Origin of the sequence: Desulfococcus sp. (assembly GCF_050178255.1) — a bacterium.
Classification (GTDB): Bacteria; Desulfobacterota; Desulfobacteria; order Desulfobacterales; family Desulfococcaceae; genus Desulfococcus; species Desulfococcus multivorans.
This window is the reverse complement of record NZ_JBFXGG010000012.1, coordinates 41,718-58,374: the sequence shown is the minus strand read 5'-3', so window position 1 is coordinate 58,374 and position 16,657 is coordinate 41,718. Positions and strand designations below refer to the sequence as shown.

Annotated in this window: 12 protein-coding genes; 2 read left to right on the top strand and 10 right to left on the bottom strand. The window is 49.9% G+C overall.

The annotated features are described in order from the left end of the window. From AB7S84_RS04310 to AB7S84_RS04265, 10 genes are all read right to left on the bottom strand, one after another. Positions 1 to 791 (bottom strand): TRAP transporter substrate-binding protein (locus AB7S84_RS04310; RefSeq protein ID WP_428153078.1); only part of this gene is annotated, 791 nt, incomplete at its 3' end. A gap of 582 nt (positions 792 to 1,373) precedes the next feature. Continuing rightward, the gene (locus AB7S84_RS04305) at positions 1,374 to 2,954 is read right to left on the bottom strand and encodes a class I adenylate-forming enzyme family protein (RefSeq protein ID WP_020877914.1); all 1,581 of its coding nucleotides are present in this window, start codon (positions 2,952 to 2,954) and stop codon (positions 1,374 to 1,376) included. Between the two features lie 199 nt (positions 2,955 to 3,153). Then, on the bottom strand, positions 3,154 to 4,710 hold the full coding sequence (locus tag AB7S84_RS04300; RefSeq protein WP_020877913.1) for a class I adenylate-forming enzyme family protein: 1,557 nt from the start codon (positions 4,708 to 4,710) through the stop codon (positions 3,154 to 3,156). Between the two features lie 16 nt (positions 4,711 to 4,726). Beyond that, positions 4,727 to 5,977 (bottom strand): 2-hydroxyacyl-CoA dehydratase subunit D, encoded by a 1,251-nt coding sequence (locus tag AB7S84_RS04295; protein WP_020877912.1) that lies wholly within the window; start codon positions 5,975 to 5,977, stop codon positions 4,727 to 4,729. Between the two features lie 5 nt (positions 5,978 to 5,982). Next, positions 5,983 to 6,792: an acyl-CoA dehydratase activase gene (locus AB7S84_RS04290; protein ID WP_020877911.1), complete on the bottom strand. Its 810-nt coding sequence runs from the start codon at positions 6,790 to 6,792 to the stop codon at positions 5,983 to 5,985. Positions 6,793 to 6,900: 108 nt separating this feature from the next. Then, a complete protein-coding gene (locus tag AB7S84_RS04285) occupies positions 6,901 to 7,860 on the bottom strand; it encodes a ketopantoate reductase family protein (RefSeq protein ID WP_020877910.1) in 960 nt (319 codons plus the stop codon). 30 nt (positions 7,861 to 7,890) lie between these two features. After that, the gene (locus AB7S84_RS04280; protein ID WP_020877909.1) at positions 7,891 to 8,325 is read right to left on the bottom strand and encodes a hypothetical protein; all 435 of its coding nucleotides are present in this window, start codon (positions 8,323 to 8,325) and stop codon (positions 7,891 to 7,893) included. Positions 8,326 to 8,478: 153 nt separating this feature from the next. Further along, entirely contained in the window at positions 8,479 to 9,069 is a 591-nt protein-coding gene (locus AB7S84_RS04275) for an indolepyruvate oxidoreductase subunit beta (RefSeq protein WP_020877908.1), read from the bottom strand. 36 nt (positions 9,070 to 9,105) lie between these two features. Beyond that, the gene (gene iorA, locus AB7S84_RS04270; RefSeq protein ID WP_020877907.1) at positions 9,106 to 10,914 is read right to left on the bottom strand and encodes an indolepyruvate ferredoxin oxidoreductase subunit alpha; all 1,809 of its coding nucleotides are present in this window, start codon (positions 10,912 to 10,914) and stop codon (positions 9,106 to 9,108) included. A gap of 1,182 nt (positions 10,915 to 12,096) precedes the next feature. Continuing rightward, positions 12,097 to 13,983: a bifunctional acetyl-CoA hydrolase/transferase family protein/GNAT family N-acetyltransferase gene (locus AB7S84_RS04265; protein WP_020875292.1), complete on the bottom strand. Its 1,887-nt coding sequence runs from the start codon at positions 13,981 to 13,983 to the stop codon at positions 12,097 to 12,099. 307 nt (positions 13,984 to 14,290) lie between these two features. Here AB7S84_RS04265 and AB7S84_RS04260 point away from each other — a divergent pair, with 307 nt between their 5' ends. Further along, a complete protein-coding gene (locus tag AB7S84_RS04260; protein ID WP_020875291.1) occupies positions 14,291 to 15,502 on the top strand; it encodes a M24 family metallopeptidase in 1,212 nt (403 codons plus the stop codon). A 153-nt stretch (positions 15,503 to 15,655) separates the two neighbouring features. Beyond that, positions 15,656 to 16,423 carry an enoyl-CoA hydratase/isomerase family protein gene (locus AB7S84_RS04255; RefSeq protein WP_428153071.1) on the top strand — a complete coding sequence of 256 codons (768 nt, stop codon included), beginning with the start codon at positions 15,656 to 15,658 and terminating at the stop codon, positions 16,421 to 16,423. Positions 16,424 to 16,657: the final 234 nt, after the last annotated feature.

Sequence of the window (16,657 nt, the reverse complement as noted above, 5' to 3'; positions counted from 1 at the left end):
CAGGCTTTGTTGAAAATCCAGATAAAAAGCCCCTGGGCATAATTGATCTGGGTAAAGTATTTGGCAACCTCGAACTTTTTGGTAATCATGCAGACTGCGGGAGTATGGTCAAGACCGGTGATAACCCCCTGTTTCAGGGCCACCTGTACGTCAGGCCAGGGCATGGAAACCGGGTTGAAACCCCATGTCCCGTATGTGAGAAAGTTTACGGCAGCTTCCGCAATTCTGAATTTAACTTTTCTGGCATCATCAATGGTTTTCACCGGAGTGGTGGTTGCCCAGCCATAGTTGCCATAGCCGGTAATATCGAGTCCTGTGATCCCCTGATGATCCATTCCCATCAAGAAGTGGTCAAACAATTTTTTATTGGAAACAAATTTATCCAGTTTTTCAAAAGAATCAATCAGGAAAGGCAGGTTGACCACACCGAACCTGGGTCCAAGGTTTGTGGAGGCAACCGATGAAACACCCATCCCCTGAACAGCACCCATTTGCACCATATTCAACACTTCCACCTCGCCGCCGAGGATTGAATAGGGCTTAAAATCAATGTAAATCTGTCCATTGGTTCTTTTCCAGAGTTCATCACGCATCTGGAACCCTGCATAAGTCCCTACAAGGGCCGGCGCAGAAACATTTGAAACAACGCACTTATACTTTGCACCCTTGGGGTCGAAATCGGGTTTCCATTTGTCAAGCGACAATTTTTCCTCTGCAGACGATGGAGAAACCAGCATAATTGATCCCACGATTAAAACAAGCAGCAATACTAAAATTCTACGGAGTGCCATAATTCGTTCCTTTCTTTTTTTGATCTCTACTTTCGAGGTTAGCCAAACTTTGCAGTGAAGTTATTTAACATACCGAAATAGAACCTAAAAAAACTTAAAGAGCCCATGCCTTTGATATAGTGTGAATCTGCAACAAAACAATATAATGTTAAGAGGAAAGGGCTCAAATGGAACATATCAGGATTGCTCCGAAGCTCAACATAGTACTTTATATCAGCATCAAGATTCATGATTTTTTTTGATCATTTCCGGATCCCCACGCTGCTGCACCCATGTGGAGATCGAAAACGTCAAGGATCCGATATTCGTTTTTTTGATGATAGCAATATTCAAACAGGTCGATAAACCCTGTGATTGCAAAAGTTATGATGGGAAAAGGAAGATGGCGCTTGCGGAGGCCCGCAAATAGTGGATATAGATTATTTGCTACAATAATTAATATCACCATTCAGGAGGCCGCCGCAAGTGAAATCCAGCAAATCATAAATTCACGCAAAATTCTACAAAATTCCGACTATTCGATTCGAGGATCAGCAACTTGCCCCCTTCTCAGGCTTGCTGATTATCGGCGACGCACACCGGTTAAGCGAGCTGTTTAAAGGCTTCTCGTCTTCCAGTATATTTTTCTCTGAGCACCGGCTTCATCACTTTTCCGGTCGCGCTGCGTGGAATTTCGTCAAAAATAACCTTGCGAGGCGCTTTGTAAGTCGCTATTTTTGATTTGGCATACTCGATAAGTTCCGCTTCAGTCATTTTTTTGCCCGCTTTGAGTTGAACCACCGCCAGTACGATTTCAACCAGGCGATCATCCGGATATCCGATACAGGCCACATCTTCTATATCAGGGTGATCCATGAGCGCATCTTCGATTTCCACCGGAAAAATGTTTTCTCCGCCGCTGGTTATCATATCCTTCATTCGGTCAACAATGTAGTAAAAACCTTCTTCATCGGTTTTCAACAGATCGCCCGTCCGGAGCCATCCGTCTTGAATGGTGGCGGCGGTCATTTCCGGATTACCATGATATTCTTTCATCATACGTTCTGTTGAAAAGAGCAACTCACCGACCGAACCGCTGGGCAGTTCACTGCCGTCCCAATCAATAATCTTTGCCTCCACGCCATAGGTCGGTTTCCCAATGGAGCCGGGTTTTTTTAAAACATCTTCAGGATAGAGATTGAACAGGCCTCCGCCGCCACCTTCCGTAATGCCGTAAATGTTTGATACGCCGCAGGGCAGGGTCTCAACCAGCTTTTTCATAATGTCGAAGGGCACGGGCTGAGCACCGATTTCCATGTAACGCCAGGCCGATAAATCATAGTCAGCCAGGTTGATGGTGCCGTCGTCAATGGCATTCAGTGCCATGATGGCTATCGGTACGACAAAAAGGGTGTCAGTGCATTTTTCTTCCGCCAGAGCATCGAAGATATATCTTGCATTGTTGAATTCCCGAAGTATGGTGCCCGTTGCCCCAGTGGCGTAAAACGGCGCCCATAAAAACATGGTACCGCTGTGAAACAGCGGCAGAAAAATGAGATAGTTGTCATTTTTTTCGACAAAATAGGACATGCCGTTTCCGGCAGCCGTGTTTTTCATGGAAAAATGGGTGTGCATTACCGGTTTGGGCTTTCCGGTCGTACCCGAGGTGAACATCATGGCAAGATCATGATGGTCCGCCACATCGACCATTGCATCCGAGGAATCATCGTATGCATCTACTTTTGCATAGTCGATCATATCATCAGGAACGGTATCGCCGATGCAGATATACTTTCGGATTGTTTCAAGTTTTTGCTGAATTGGCTGCACCACCTTTAAAAACTCGGAGCCGAGGAGAAAAACCTGGGGGTTACAAACTTCCGCTGCATACAACACATCGGCGCTTTCAAACCTGAAATTCAGGGGCACGACGATTGCCCCCAGGCGAATGATGGCAAAATAGGTAATCAGCCATTCAAGAGAGTTGTTTTGAAGGTGCATGATCTTATCACCGTCTTTGACGCCACATTCCTTGGCCAGATAATTGGCAACGCGGTTGATGGCGTCATTAAACTGCTTCCAGGTGAGCGTCCTTCGTTTTTCAATCGAGGGAGTTCGCTCAATAAGGCAAATCTTGTTGGAATGGTGACGAGCGTTTATGGCGGCATATTTAGAGAAGTTCACGGTTAACCTCCTGTTAAATGTTTCACAAAAGAAACGCCACGATTGACAATAAACCTCTGTCTATGCACATGCTGAATCAATATGGGCATTGAGCCGTTCTGTACTCAACCCGGTGCCCTACGGTTGAATTCCGCGTATTAAAAACAAAAAATGACGAAAGAAGAAAAAAATAAACGACAAAATATATTATTACAGGAGATTATGCCAAATACCGATCCTTAAGTTTTCGATGCAGGATTTTACCCGTTGGCGTTCGAGGCATTTCATCGCTTTTGATAAAGATTATCTCTTTAGGACGTTTATAGCTGGCGAGCTTTACCCGACAGCAGTCTTGAATGTCTTTCTCGTTGATGTCTTTTTCGTCTACACCGTCTTTGAGGGCTACGACGGCCACGATTTTTTCTCCCCACTTTTCATCCGGCAGACCAATGCAGGCACAGTCGAATACACATTCATGGCTGCCCACGACCTCTTCCACTTCGCTGGGGTAGACATTTTCCCCACCGGTAATGATCATGTTGTTTTTTCTGTCTACAATGTAATAATATCCGTCTTCGTCCTTCCTGCCCAAATCCCCGGCGGAGAACCAGCCGTTTTTGAACGACTCGAGGGTTTTCTCAGGTAATTTATAGTATTCGTCAAAAAGCATGGGGCCCCGGGAAAAAATTTCTCCCACCTCACCGGTGGCAACTTCATTGCCTTCAAAATCCAAAATTTTTACGAAATCGGTGCCCAGGGTTTCCTGACCGATGGAACCGGCTCTGGATATCTGATCCTCGGGCTTGAGCACGGTGACACATCCGGCTTCCGTAGAGCCATATCCTTCATATAGTTCGGCGTTGGGGAAAAAGGTCATGATAGCCCGTTTCATCTTTTGTCGAACAGGCGCTGAGGAGCAGAGCAGTTTTCGAATAGAGCTGACATCTCTCCTGCGGTTGCCCTCGTCCACATTTAAAATCAGGTTGTAATGGGTCGGTATGAGCGAAATAAAGGTAATCTTTTCCTCTTCAACAATCTTGAGCAGTTCCGGTGCCTTGAAGGAGAGGGCCGGGTGAACGTAGACAGAGCCGCCCAGATAAAGGAAGATAAAGGTATAGAAGGTAGAGTTGATGTGGCAAAGGGGCATGATGTTCAAACAATAATCGCGGTCGTTGAACCCCATCTCCAAGCCGTTGATCAAATAATAGGCGATGTGAGATTCATGGGAGCGAATCACCCCCTTGGGCTTGCCGGTGGTGCCGGACGTATAGATCAATATCCACGTGTCCTCCGGCTTGACGCTTACATCCGGCTCTTTATCCGGACGGCCTGAGATGAACCTTTCGTATTCCAGATAGCCGGCGCTTTCACCGCCCACAATCACATAGTTCTGAGGTGCAATCTTCTCGAGATTTTTTTTAATCGGGTCGATGATCTCAGCGAATTGTGCTTCCACAATCATGGCCTTGGCATCGGAGTTGTTTACGATATATTCCACCTCCCGGCCCACCAGCCGAAAATTGATCGGGACAATGATGATGCCGGTTTTGGCCGTGGCCAGGTAGACTTCGATTATTTCGATGCAGTTGTCCATAAACACGGCCACTTTGTCGCCCTTTGACAGGCCGAGATCCATAAGACAATGGGCCAGTCGGTTTACACGCCGATTGGTTTCCGCATAGGTAAAGCTGCGTGTTTGGTCTTTCAACACCAATTTGTTGGCATACTTCTTTGCATTAACCTTAAAATGCTGTCCCAGATTCATCCAGTGCGCCATGGTTTACCTCCCCATTTTATTTCATCTCTTCCAGTTGTTCGATAAATGCTTCGACGTTGGTTTTGGTCTGTTCATCAGAAAGACACCTCAGGTCGTTTAAATCGCCGTCCATGATGACAAATGGAATGCCTGTCTTCCTGAAAAGGCGCTGCGGCATACCGTAAAGGCAATTGGTGTTGTTGGGGCAGGTGCGGGCATTATGGTAGAGAATGCCGTCACAACCAAATACATCCAATTTGTCCTGGATATATCTTTCTTTGTAGGCATCATTCCGGACAATAAACAGCTCCGTGTACGCCCGAGCCATACTCTTGAACGGATCTGACGGATCCAGCGCAGAAAAAATCCAGCTGCTGCAGTAGGTGGATGCAATGACATTGGCATTCAATTCGGCAAACATCTTCGAGTGCATCCCCAATCGACCCCACACCGGCATGCCGTCCCAATAAAGGCGATATTTCTCCTCACCGACAAGGGCGCCTTCTCCGGCGTTGACCCGTTCTTCAAGCTCGTCCAGGAGCAGCCGGTACATTTCAACGGCTTTCAGCGTACCGCGACCCACCACAGCCGGTCCCATCAGGGTCGTCCCATCAAAAAACGTCAGGGGTGCGGGTTTTGCAGACGCCGTTGCCAGACATTGTGCCCAAAGATCCGAGCATTCCCGTGACAGCGCCACGGCCTGCTTAAACGCATCCATATCGAGCTTGCAACCGGCAAGTTCCTCCAGCGGTGCAACCAGATTTTCAATTTGCGAGGCAATGGAGTCGATGTGGAAATCGGTTATCTCGCCAACGGACCGGTAGGATTCGATACCGACGACCGGCACATTGAATTTATCACCATACCAATTGAACCAATCCAGAACATCGCGACACTGGTTGGTATTGTAGACGAGGACATCCGGTTTGGGGACAGACGTTATCCCTTTATATGCGGCGGACAGTGGTGTGATGCCTTTTACGAAGGCACCGATGTCGGCCGTCAGGTATGAGCAGATCTCCGGGGAATATCCCATGGCGTTGGCCGTGGGAATCAGGTCGGTGGCCATTCGCGTGGCGCCCAGCATGGCCGCGTGGGTCTCGGGGAAGTAGATCAGGTACCCCAGGCCACGCAGCAGTTCCGCCGGTCCCACGCTCGTGCACCAGGCGATTTTCCGCTTTCCGGAAATAGCCGCTTCGTTCAACTCATAGTAATAATCGGCCATGAACCGGCTCAGGTCCTTGGCGGATTTAAGACGTCTCAAGATCTGTTTGGTTTCGTGTGCCATGTCAGTCACTCGTTATCACTTGTTTGGGTTGCTTTTGCATACAGGGCGGCGCCGATGGCGCCGGCCAGTTGCGGAAACGGCGGCGTCCATACGCGTCTCCCGATTTGTTCTTCGCTTAAATCGATCAGGTAAGGATTATGGGCCACCACCCCACCAGTCATGACAACCTTTTCCGTCAGAGAATCCATCTCCAGAACACGCCGAATCACGGAAACAAAGAGCCCTTTGATGATATCCTGAACTTTTTTACCATGGCGGATATATTCCAGCACTTCGGTGGCACTGAATACGGTGCAGTAGCTGCCGATATTGACGGTTTCGGTGGATTTTCTGGCCAATCCGTCCATATCGGATAGTGGAATATCAAGACGGGTTGCCATCTCTTCCAGAAAAGCACCCGTGCCGGCAGCGCATTTGCGGTTCATCTTGAAACTGATGCGTCTGCCGTTTGAATCCAGTTTGATTATTTTATTATCCTGTCCACCGATGTCGATCACGGTGATGGCTTCCGGGAAATAAAAATAGGAGCCCTTGGCATGGCACCCGATTTCCGTGTGGGTTCCGGATGCGAAAGTTACATTGTGACGCCCATACCCCGTGGATACGGTATGAGCCACCTGGTCCGCCGTACAGTCGGCCATTTGCAAGGCGTCGGCAAGACACATTTCGGCAGTGGCCGAAAAATTCACGCCCGATTTGCGGACCCCATGACCGCGGAGGTGTCCGGCAGTATCGATCAGGGCAACCTTGGTGTGTGAGGCACCCACATCGACGCCCGCATAGACCGCCTTTTCTATTGAATATGTTTTGCTCATAGTACCCGATGGTAAGTGTTCATCTGCCGCCGGTATCGCCGGTTGTACAACCGGCCCTCAACAGATTCCCGCCGCCAACGATTGCGACGGCCTCGAGGTGATCGCAGGTTACCTGCGAGCTTCCATGCTGAATTCTATACCCTTGATCAACGATCGCATGGTGTTGTTGTAGGGTGTCTGGATGCCGGCTTGCGCGCCGTATTCCACGATTTTTCCATTGATATAATTGATCTCGGTTCGCCGGTGGGCTTCGATATCCATCAACATCGATGGTTTATGGTGACCTGCATTTTTCAAGTAGTCCAATGCATTCTGGTAGTAATCCCACCCCACATGGATTTCATTGGCCCGCGCCACGGCCAGGCATTCCTTGATTAACGCATCAATGACGCTGAAGGTCATTGGATCGCCCATGGCCTGGGCCATGGTCAGACCGGTTGCCGCGCATACAGGGTTCATGGACGCATTCATAATGGTCTTTCGCCAGACCATGGGAACCACCTGGTTCGTATGTTCGGTGTGAAGTCCGCTGTTTGAAAGATCATCGGCAATATGTATGGCAGCATCCCCGGCTGCGGGATCGAGTTCCTGAATATAGTGAGGCGGATGATGAAATGCCATAGTGACATGTGCCGGGCCCAGGAATCCACATCCCCAGTTTACGACTGCCCGCATTACCGGCTTTTTGCCGAGCACGTTTGCGATTTCGTATTCCGTATCAATACCGTTTTGCCAACTGACGACAAAAATTCCTTCCTTGTAGATATCCCCCAGTGCAGATGAGATGAGCGGCAATGCCTGGGCCTTGACACAGATAAAAATGGCATTCGGCTCAGCGGCGATCAAATCTTCAATATGATTGCACGTATGGGTTATTTTCTGTTCAAGGCGTTCCGCGCCTTCAATAATAACGCCCCTGTCTCTGGCAGTATCAACCAGCTCGGGGACAATGTCGCAAAGGGTTACTTTGTGCCCACCTCGGGCAAGAAATGCCGCCACAATGCACCCAACCGGTCCGGCGCCGATAATGCCATAATGCCAAGGATGATTTTGATTCGTTTTGCCCATGGAAACCTCTTCGAGTTGTTCTTGTCGATTCTATTCGCGGATATCAAATATCGTCGCGTCCAAAATTCTTATGCCGTTTTCCTTCAGCACCTCAATAGCCCTGTCATTGTCGGAAAAGCAAAAAATCATAACGGCACTTCCGGCAGATGACCCTATATAGGCATACATGAATTCAATTCGTATGCCGGCCTTCAACAGCGGCAGCATTACATTCGCTAGACTGCCCGGCTCGTCAGGTATTTCCGTTGCAACCACCTCATTGACAAATGCAGGAATGCTCATCTCCATCAGTATTCGCCGTGCTTTGGCAGTATCGGATACCAATAGACGAAGTTGGCCGAACGCACCCGTGTCGACAAGATTCAGGGCTCGCAGATTGATGCCGGCATCACCCATCGCCTTTATGACATTGTATAGACGAGTCGGCGAGTTTTCGATCGAAATAACAATTTGTTTGAGTTTCATCACAACGCCTCTTTCCACTGTTTTTTAAGAATTGATTGGTTCTGAACCCATCGCTGTTTTAGAAGCTCTCAACACGAGGCAAACCGTATTTAATTAAACAGAATAATATTTTCATTTCAGTTAATTAGGAAATATCGACATTTACCATGGCGACTATGCAACGTCGCGACCTTTATCAAATGCCACCAGATTCAATTCCTTAAATTTGGGCGGCACACGCTCGACAATCACTGCTTTCCAAGCATCGAGGGGGAGATCCAGCATGGTTGAGGCGATGCCGAGTAAAATGGTGTTCACCAGTCTGGGATTGCCGAGTTCTTCGGCCATAGGCAGCGCATCCACAAAAACGGGATCGGCGGTTCGCTGTCTGATAACGGCTTGGGCATCTTCAGGATAGCTTCCCATGCCGGCATAAACAGCCGGCGGTATTATTTTCTGCAGGCTGGTGATCACCCGTCCGGTGGGCCTCAAGAAATGGAGCCACCGCAACGCTTCCGACAGTTCAAAGGAAAGCAGAATGTCCGCCTCGCCCTGCATAATCATGGGCGAGGCAACATTTTCACTATAGCGCACATGGCTCGTCACCACGCCGCCTCGCTGGGACATGCCGTGGATTTCACTCTTCTTGGCGTCAAATCCGCTGCGCATGGCCACGTCCGATAAAATCTCACTGGCCGTTATCACGCCCTGGCCACCGGTACCGACCACCAGAACGTTGACTGTTTTCTTATTTTCCCGAGTCATTTTTTTCTCCTTTTGGAGGGGTCAACGCCGGCCATATCATTCTGGCACGCAAACAATTGCATTCGATGTGCACACCTGCTCGCAAAGACCACATCCATAACAGGTCGCCGCATCGATGTACGAGTAGCGACGTTCTTTTTTATCCGCTTCATCAGGAATGATATCTCCCTGGGAAATGGATGGACAGCCAAGCTTGAGGCAGCGTTTACAGCCGATGCAGGCATCCGTGTCCACAACCCGTACGGCTTGCGGGTCCTGGCGAAACAGTTGGACACAGGGACGCTTGGTGACCAGCACAGATGGTCCGTCATGGGCAATTTCCTCCTTCAACGCAGCAATGGTACCTTCCAGGTCAAAGGGATCGATCTCTCTCACACGTTTGCATCCCAGTGCACGGACAATCTCCATGATGTCGACGGCGTAAGTTTCCTGCATCTGAAGAGTGCGCCCGGTGCCGGGATTCTGCTGTCCCCCGGTCATGGCCGTAATGCGGTTGTCCAGGATAACCACATTCACGTTACCTTTATTGTAGATGACATCCATCAGGCTGGTGATGCCGGAGTGAAAGAAAGTGGAGTCGCCAATGGCGGCAAATACCGGACGTTGGTCTTCCAGTCCGGCCATGGCCATGGCTTTTGCCGTGCCGTGGGCCATACTGATGCTCGCCCCCATGCAAAGTGTGGAATCGATGCTTTGCAAGGGCGGCAACACACTCAAGGTGTAGCAGCCAATATCGCTGTGAACGATGGCCTTCATTTTATTCAAGGCATAAAACAAGCCTCTGTGAGGACAGCCGGCACAGAGCAGCGGCGGCCGAGGCATATCACCTCCCGGTGCTTTTTCCCGGTCTGGCGGAAGATCGTAAGGCAATACGCCGGCTTCTGCAAAGCCGGCGGCCACGACATCTGGAGACAGTTCATCCAACCTGGGGAAAAAAGCCTTGCCTTCAACGGCCAGTCCCATGATTCGGATTTCATCTTCGATGTACGGTTCCAGTTCTTCCACTACAAAGAGGCGATCGACCTTGCCGGCGAATTCTTTTATCTTCTTTATTGGCAACGGAAAGGTCATTCCCAACTTCAGAATCGAAGCATCCGGCATGATTTCTCTTACGTACTGATAAGCGATGCCACTGGTGATAATGCCAATCTTGTTGTCATTCCATTCGATTCTGTTAAACGCCGTGGTTTCGGCAATGTCCTTCAGTTTTTCTTCCCTTTCAAGGACCAGGGGATGCCTCAATTTTGCAAACGCCGGAATCATGACGAATTTCTTCAGATCACGCTTAAATCCTTCCGCAACCGGTATGTCCGCTTGAATCTCCGCATCAAGTTGGACAATGCTCTTGGAATGACAAACCCGGGTGGTGATGCGCAACATGGTGGGGGAATCATACTTCTCGGACAGACGCAGCCCTTCTTCGACCATTTCCTTTGCCTCCTGGCTGTCGCTGGGCTCCAGCATGGGGATTTTGGCGAACTTGGCATAAAAGCGGTTGTCCTGCTCATTTTGGGAACTGTGCATACCCGGGTCATCCGCACATACTATCAGGAGACCACCGGGAATGCCGGTATAGGCAAGGGTCATCAATGGGTCCGCAGCCACGTTCAGTCCCACATGCTTGGTAGTGAACAGTGTTCGAACGCCCGTCATAGCGGATCCGATCGCCACTTCAAGCGCCACCTTTTCGTTGGGAGCCCATTCTGCATAAACACCCTTATAGGTAGCAAAATTCTGCAATATTTCTGTGCTTGGTGTTCCTGGATAGCCGCTTGCCACCTTTACACCGGCCTGGAATGCACCCAGCGCGACCGCCTCATTTCCTGAAAGGATCTGTTTTTTCATTCTATAGCCCCTGTAAGTATTCTGCCAAAGTTAAGCATGCGCTTCGTATCGATTGACGGAAGCATATAGTCTTTCAGATTAACACTCTTATGCTCAAACCGAACCTCATCCTTGTACGACGATGATCTCCAAACATGCGGTTCAGGATCTGCAGGATTTTTTCCTGGGAGTCAGTGGCCCGAAAAACCATTGCCGATGCCGACAGCACAGACTTGTTTCCAAACGATTAATGGCACGATAGATAAAACGAAGAACCCGAATGCTGGCCGCGGCCGACCCAATAAATTATCTTATTGCGATAACAAGCTATCGTTAAGTGAGAATTTACCAAGGCTTGATTTGCGTGTCAAGAAAAATATTCCAATTTTATAGATTTAACCCGACATTTTGCATGCAGAGTATGGCGTCTTGCCAATAACGCCAGCCAGCCTCTTGCATGTAGCTCTGACCGACAACGATGGCAGACTATTAACCTGGCAATTGCCCATGGCAATAAATGGAAAACATGGATGCACGCAAACTTGCGCCGGAAGTACGGCAGCTAATCGGAAATCAGGCAATTCGACTTCGTAAATCCGAAGAAAATACAAAGAGATCGCAGAAATTGTCGGGGTTCATTTCATGACCGTTTGCGAGTAACGCAAAAAATATGAGCGTGAGGGAGCAAAGGCGATCCAGATCGAAAAGCGCGGCCGCCGGCACGGCAGTTGCCGGACCTTGAGTCCGGATCAGGAAAAAGAGGTTCAGAAGACCATTTACGACAAATTCCTGACCGGCTCAAATTGTCTATCGCGCTTTGGATGCACTCCACGCCGCGGTCCAACACCTGATCAAAGAGCGCTTTTCCACCAACATGCCCATACGGCCGATTGATAAATAACTGAAGCGATGGGGGTTTACGCACCGGAGGCCGCTGAGGCGGGCTTTCGGACAGCACCCCAGGGTGGTAGAAAAATAATTTGATGAAGCGTATCCGGATAAATATCTCAACTGCGACTCAAGGCTGGTGTCCATCCAAGCGTATCGGCGAGAACGAAAGCTCAATTGAAGAAAAAAGCGATATCACGCCTGCGCAGGCTTCAAAACTACCGACTCGAGTGATGAAGTACCTGAAGCATCCTGAAATTCGCTATGCGGTATGTTCAGCTGTTTAACTGCCAAATTGATACTTGCATTCCCATTTCACGTAGGTTCTTTATCAGAGTCACTGAAATCCATTACAATTTCAATCTCGCTGCTCTCATAGCTGTATGTTGCGTTGGGATACCGCTTTTTAAATACATGGCACATGGATGCATTCTCGCGAAGGGTTGTGGCGGTAAACATGGTAAATCCGTTCTTTCGGGCAATGCGTTCAAGCTGTTTCAGTAGAAATGAGGCAATGCCCATACCCTGGTAGTCTTCCCGTACGACAAAGGCGACCTCCGCCAGAGAGTTCCCTGAATCCAGATAGGTCCCGATGGCGACAATCTGCTTATGGCGCTTTTTCTGGACCAATCCGATGAGGAACATGTTTCTTCGATAATCCACACCTGCATATTGACCCTGAATCATTTCATGGGAGAAAATTTTTTTCTCGTAAAAAAACCGCCTGTAGATAGTCTCTTTCCGAAGCGAGTAGAAAAAATTCCGGTATGCAAACTCATCAGACGGCAGCAGGGGACGGAATAGAATTGTTTTTCCGTTTTTCAACTCCATGGATTCCTTATATTCCTCAAGAAAAATAAGGTCCTCGGCCGCCGGCGGAAGCTGATCCGGAAAGATATAGCCCCGGGATTTGGCTTCCTCGATCAGATCGTTCCGGAATTGGGGATGGGCGATCTGGGTGAGCTCCATGACACGCTGATAAATGCTTTTTCCCTGAAGTTCGGCAATGCCGTATTCCGTAATGACGATATCGACGTCCGCACGCGTTGTCGCCAGACCGGCGCCGTCGCTGAGGCTGGCGACAATCCTTGAAACAGTACCCTTTTCAGTGTGCGCCGTGGACGGCAGCGCGATAATGGAGAAGCCGTCGTCCGACAAGGCGGCCCCCCGCAGAAAATCCACCTGGTCGCCGATACCGCTGTAAAATTTATTTCCCAGCGAATCCGCACATACCTGTCCGGTCAGATCCACCTGCAGTGCCGAACTGATGGAGATGAAATTGTCGTTCTGAGCGATGACCTTCGGGTTGTTCACAAAATCCGACGATCGGAAATAGAACATGGGATTGTTGTGAACGTAATCATAAATTTTTTGTGATCCCATGCACAGAGATGCCACGATTCTTCCGGGGATAAAGGTCTTTTTCTTGTTGGTGATGACCTTTTTCTCCAGGAGCGAAAGCAGACCGTCCGTGATCACCTGGGTGTGGATACCCAGGTCTTTCTTCTTGTCCAGGAATTTCAAGACGGCATTGGGAAGATAGCCAAAGCCGATCTGGATCGTGGCGCCGTCGTCAACGACCTGGGAGATATACATCCCGATACGGCGGCTGATTTCCGTTTCACTCTCGTTGAGAATGCGAACGGATTCGACGAGAGGCTCGTCATGCAGCACAAAATAATCGATGTCATCCACATGGACAAAACTGTCTCCCCATGTATTGGGCATTCTGGAATTGACCTGGGCGATGACCAGTTTGGCTGATGTCATGCCGGCGAGAGTGATGTCGACCGATACGCCAAGGCTGCAATACCCGAACGCATCCGGAGGACTGACCTGAATCAACGCCACATCCAACGCGATCCTGCCGCTGTAAAAAAGCTTCGGGATCTGGGAAAGATACGTGGGGATGTAGTCGATCTTCCCCACGGAAGCCGCCCTTCTCATGGCCCAACTGATGAAAAACAATTTGAGGGAGAAACGCTTCAGGAAGGTTTCATCTTCCACAAACTGTGACAGGGTGGAGGAAAGCATCTGGTATACCATGATGTCCTGCATATTCATATCCTGTACCATGGTTTTGATCAGATGCTGAGGCTCACCGCAGCCGGTGCCGATAAAGACCCGGCTTCCCTGCCTGATGTTTGATATGGCCTTTGCAGCATCCAGAACCTTTTCAGGGCAGTACTGATTTAAATCCATGCGTTGTCTTTCTATGTCTCACGGGCGTCTGAAAACGCTGATGCAGGGTCTGTTAGAATGGTTGCGGTCCAGACCTTTTTGTTTGGTTCAACACATACCGGAAGCCGGTACTCTCTGGAAACGTCTCTACCCGTATAACCATGTTATTCAAACGAGTTGAGCCCGATATGGGCATATTCACACATTTTTTTCTTGCAATGGAGCACTATCACGTTGTAGCTATAATGTAAACACAATTAAAACCATAATGATACTCCGGTTCAACTGGCGGCATCGTGTGGACGGATCAAGCAAAAGGAGTGACAAGATGAATTCCGTTGAATCCATCAACCCGTTTAAAGTTCCCAGGAGCGAAATCGATCAGCGGATCGCCAACCTGCAAACCGCTATGCAAAAAACCGGCATGGATGCCGTGTTCATTGTTCAGCATCAGGATCTGTACTATTTTTCGGGGACTGCCCAGAATGCCGTTTTGTATATTCCGGCGGAAGCGGCCCCGACGTTGTTCGTCAGGAAATACATGCCAAGGGCGGAAGTGGAATCGGCCATAGCGCGCAAAATAGAAATCAACTCCGTCAGGAATCTCCCCGGCCTGATCAGCGATATTTATGGCGGCACGGCCAAACAGATCGGATTTGAACTCGATGTCATGCCGGTAAACGAGTTCCGGTTTTACCGCAAAATTCTCGGCCCCGAAAAATGCGCGGACGCCTCCCTCCTCATCCTGAACACACGCATGGTCAAATCCCGGTGGGAAATCGCCCAGATGAAAAAAACCACCCGGCTATCCGCCGCCGTCTTCAATTATATTAGGACAGTGATCCAACCGGGAATTTCGGAAATCGAATTTTCCGGAATCTATGAGGCTTACGCCAGAAAGCACGGCCATGCCGCCGGGCTTCGGGTCAGGGACTACCGGAGCGAAATTTACAACTGGCACGTATTGTCGGGCGAAAGCGGCGGCATGGTCGGCCTGCTGGACGCCCCGGCAAGCGGCATGGGTACCTCTCCGGCCTTTCCGTGCGGTGCATCCGGCAAACTTCTGGCGGCCGGAGAACCCATCATGATCGACCTGGGGATCGTGATCAACGGCTACCATTCAGACGAAACCCGGATGTTCGCCATCGGCGACATGCCCAAACCGGCCGAGGATGCGTGCCGTGCGGTCGTCGATATCCACAATTCGGTCCTTGAAGCGGTAAAACCTGGTGTCAGCGTCGACGAACTCTTTGAGGTTTCAGTCTCCAGAGCCCATCAGTTGGGATATGCGGATCAATATCTCGGTCCGCCCGGCTACAAGGTAAAGTTCATCGGACACGGCGTGGGCGTCGAACTGGTCGAACCGCCCTTTGTGGCTAAAGGTAGAAAAGATGTCCTGACACCAGGCATGACCATCGCTCTCGAGCCCAAAATGGTGTTCGAAAAACAATTTTCAGCAGGCATTGAAAGCATGTTTGTCGTCACCGAAACAGGGGCCGAAATGCTCAGTGAGGTGCCCACGGATATTTTCATCTGTTGAGCGGCAGATGGAAAAACGCTGAATGCGCTCCAGTCATTAGAAACAATTTGAGCCGCTAGAATTTTTTTCTTGACAAGGACAAACCAAGTCTTGTAACAGTGCAGTTACATAACAGCTTTTTTATAACTACAATGAAGCCGAGGAAAACGATCAATGACCTTGAACTATCTGAAGTTGGAAAACACCGAAGGCGTGGCGACCGTCAAGCTGGCCAGACCCAAGCACAATGTACTCGATATCGCCATGATGAGGGAACTCAACACTGTGCTGAAGCAACTCGCGGATGATGCCGCTCTCAAATGCCTTGTGCTTTCCGGCGAAGGTCCCAGCTGGTGTGCCGGCGTCGAGGTGGGCGATCACAAACCCGAGTTGGTGGACGACATGATCCAGACCTTCAACGGCATTTTTGAAAACCTGGACCGGATCGAAGTTCCCACCATCGCTGCGGTTCACGGCGCTTGTCTCGGCGGCGGCATGGAAGTGGCCATCGCCTGCGACCTGATTGTCGCGTCGGAAAAAGCCGTGTTTGGCCAACCGGAAATCAAATTGGGCTTTTTCCCTCCCTATGCGGCGTTTCGTCTCCCGCAACTGGTGGGACCCGCCAAGGCTATCGAGATCTGCACAACGGGAAGGCGCTACACCGCAGCCCAGGCTTTCGCCATGGGGCTGGTTTCCCAGCTTGCCGCGCCTGAGAATTTCGAGGCCGACCTGAACACCCTGATCGGAGAGATCCGGTACAACAGCCCGCTGATCCTGCGGCTGAACAAAAAGGCCGTCAAGGCACATCTGGGCATGGATATGGCTCGGGGGATCGCCGGGGTCAGCGATTTGTTTCTCAACACCCTCATGAAGACCGAAGATACGCTGGAAGGCATCAAAAGCTTTGAAGAAAAGCGAAAACCGGAGTGGAAAAACCGATAAAAGGAAAAGGGCCTGTGCCTGCACTGATGGTTCGATGCCGCCAACCCTGATCCCGCCGCCCTGACTGTCTTATGCATTATCAGCGGCCTTTCCCGGGTTGCTGCCCTGCAAATCGCCGCGATTCGCTGCGAACCCAAATGCTCGAGCAAATCACCTGATCGGGATCGCCTTTCAGGTGATGAAAAAAGATTCTACAATCAGTCGTATGATACGGCGACTGACAGGATGACGGTA

What these genes read in the sequence shown, in the direction of transcription:
- AB7S84_RS04300 (WP_020877913.1), bottom strand. Translation starts at nt 4,710, where the DNA reads ATGGCGCACTGGATGAATCTGGGACAGCATTTTAAGGTTAATGCAAAG.
- AB7S84_RS04295 (WP_020877912.1), bottom strand. Translation starts at nt 5,977, where the DNA reads ATGGCACACGAAACCAAACAGATCTTGAGACGTCTTAAATCCGCCAAG.
- AB7S84_RS04290 (WP_020877911.1), bottom strand. Translation starts at nt 6,792, where the DNA reads ATGAGCAAAACATATTCAATAGAAAAGGCGGTCTATGCGGGCGTCGAT.
- AB7S84_RS04285 (WP_020877910.1), bottom strand. Translation starts at nt 7,860, where the DNA reads ATGGGCAAAACGAATCAAAATCATCCTTGGCATTATGGCATTATCGGC.
- AB7S84_RS04280 (WP_020877909.1), bottom strand. Translation starts at nt 8,325, where the DNA reads ATGAAACTCAAACAAATTGTTATTTCGATCGAAAACTCGCCGACTCGT.
- AB7S84_RS04275 (WP_020877908.1), bottom strand. Translation starts at nt 9,069, where the DNA reads ATGACTCGGGAAAATAAGAAAACAGTCAACGTTCTGGTGGTCGGTACC.
- iorA (WP_020877907.1), bottom strand. Translation starts at nt 10,914, where the DNA reads ATGAAAAAACAGATCCTTTCAGGAAATGAGGCGGTCGCGCTGGGTGCA.
- AB7S84_RS04265 (WP_020875292.1), bottom strand. Translation starts at nt 13,983, where the DNA reads ATGGATTTAAATCAGTACTGCCCTGAAAAGGTTCTGGATGCTGCAAAG.
- AB7S84_RS04260 (WP_020875291.1), top strand. Translation starts at nt 14,291, where the DNA reads ATGAATTCCGTTGAATCCATCAACCCGTTTAAAGTTCCCAGGAGCGAA.
- AB7S84_RS04255 (WP_428153071.1), top strand. Translation starts at nt 15,656, where the DNA reads ATGACCTTGAACTATCTGAAGTTGGAAAACACCGAAGGCGTGGCGACC.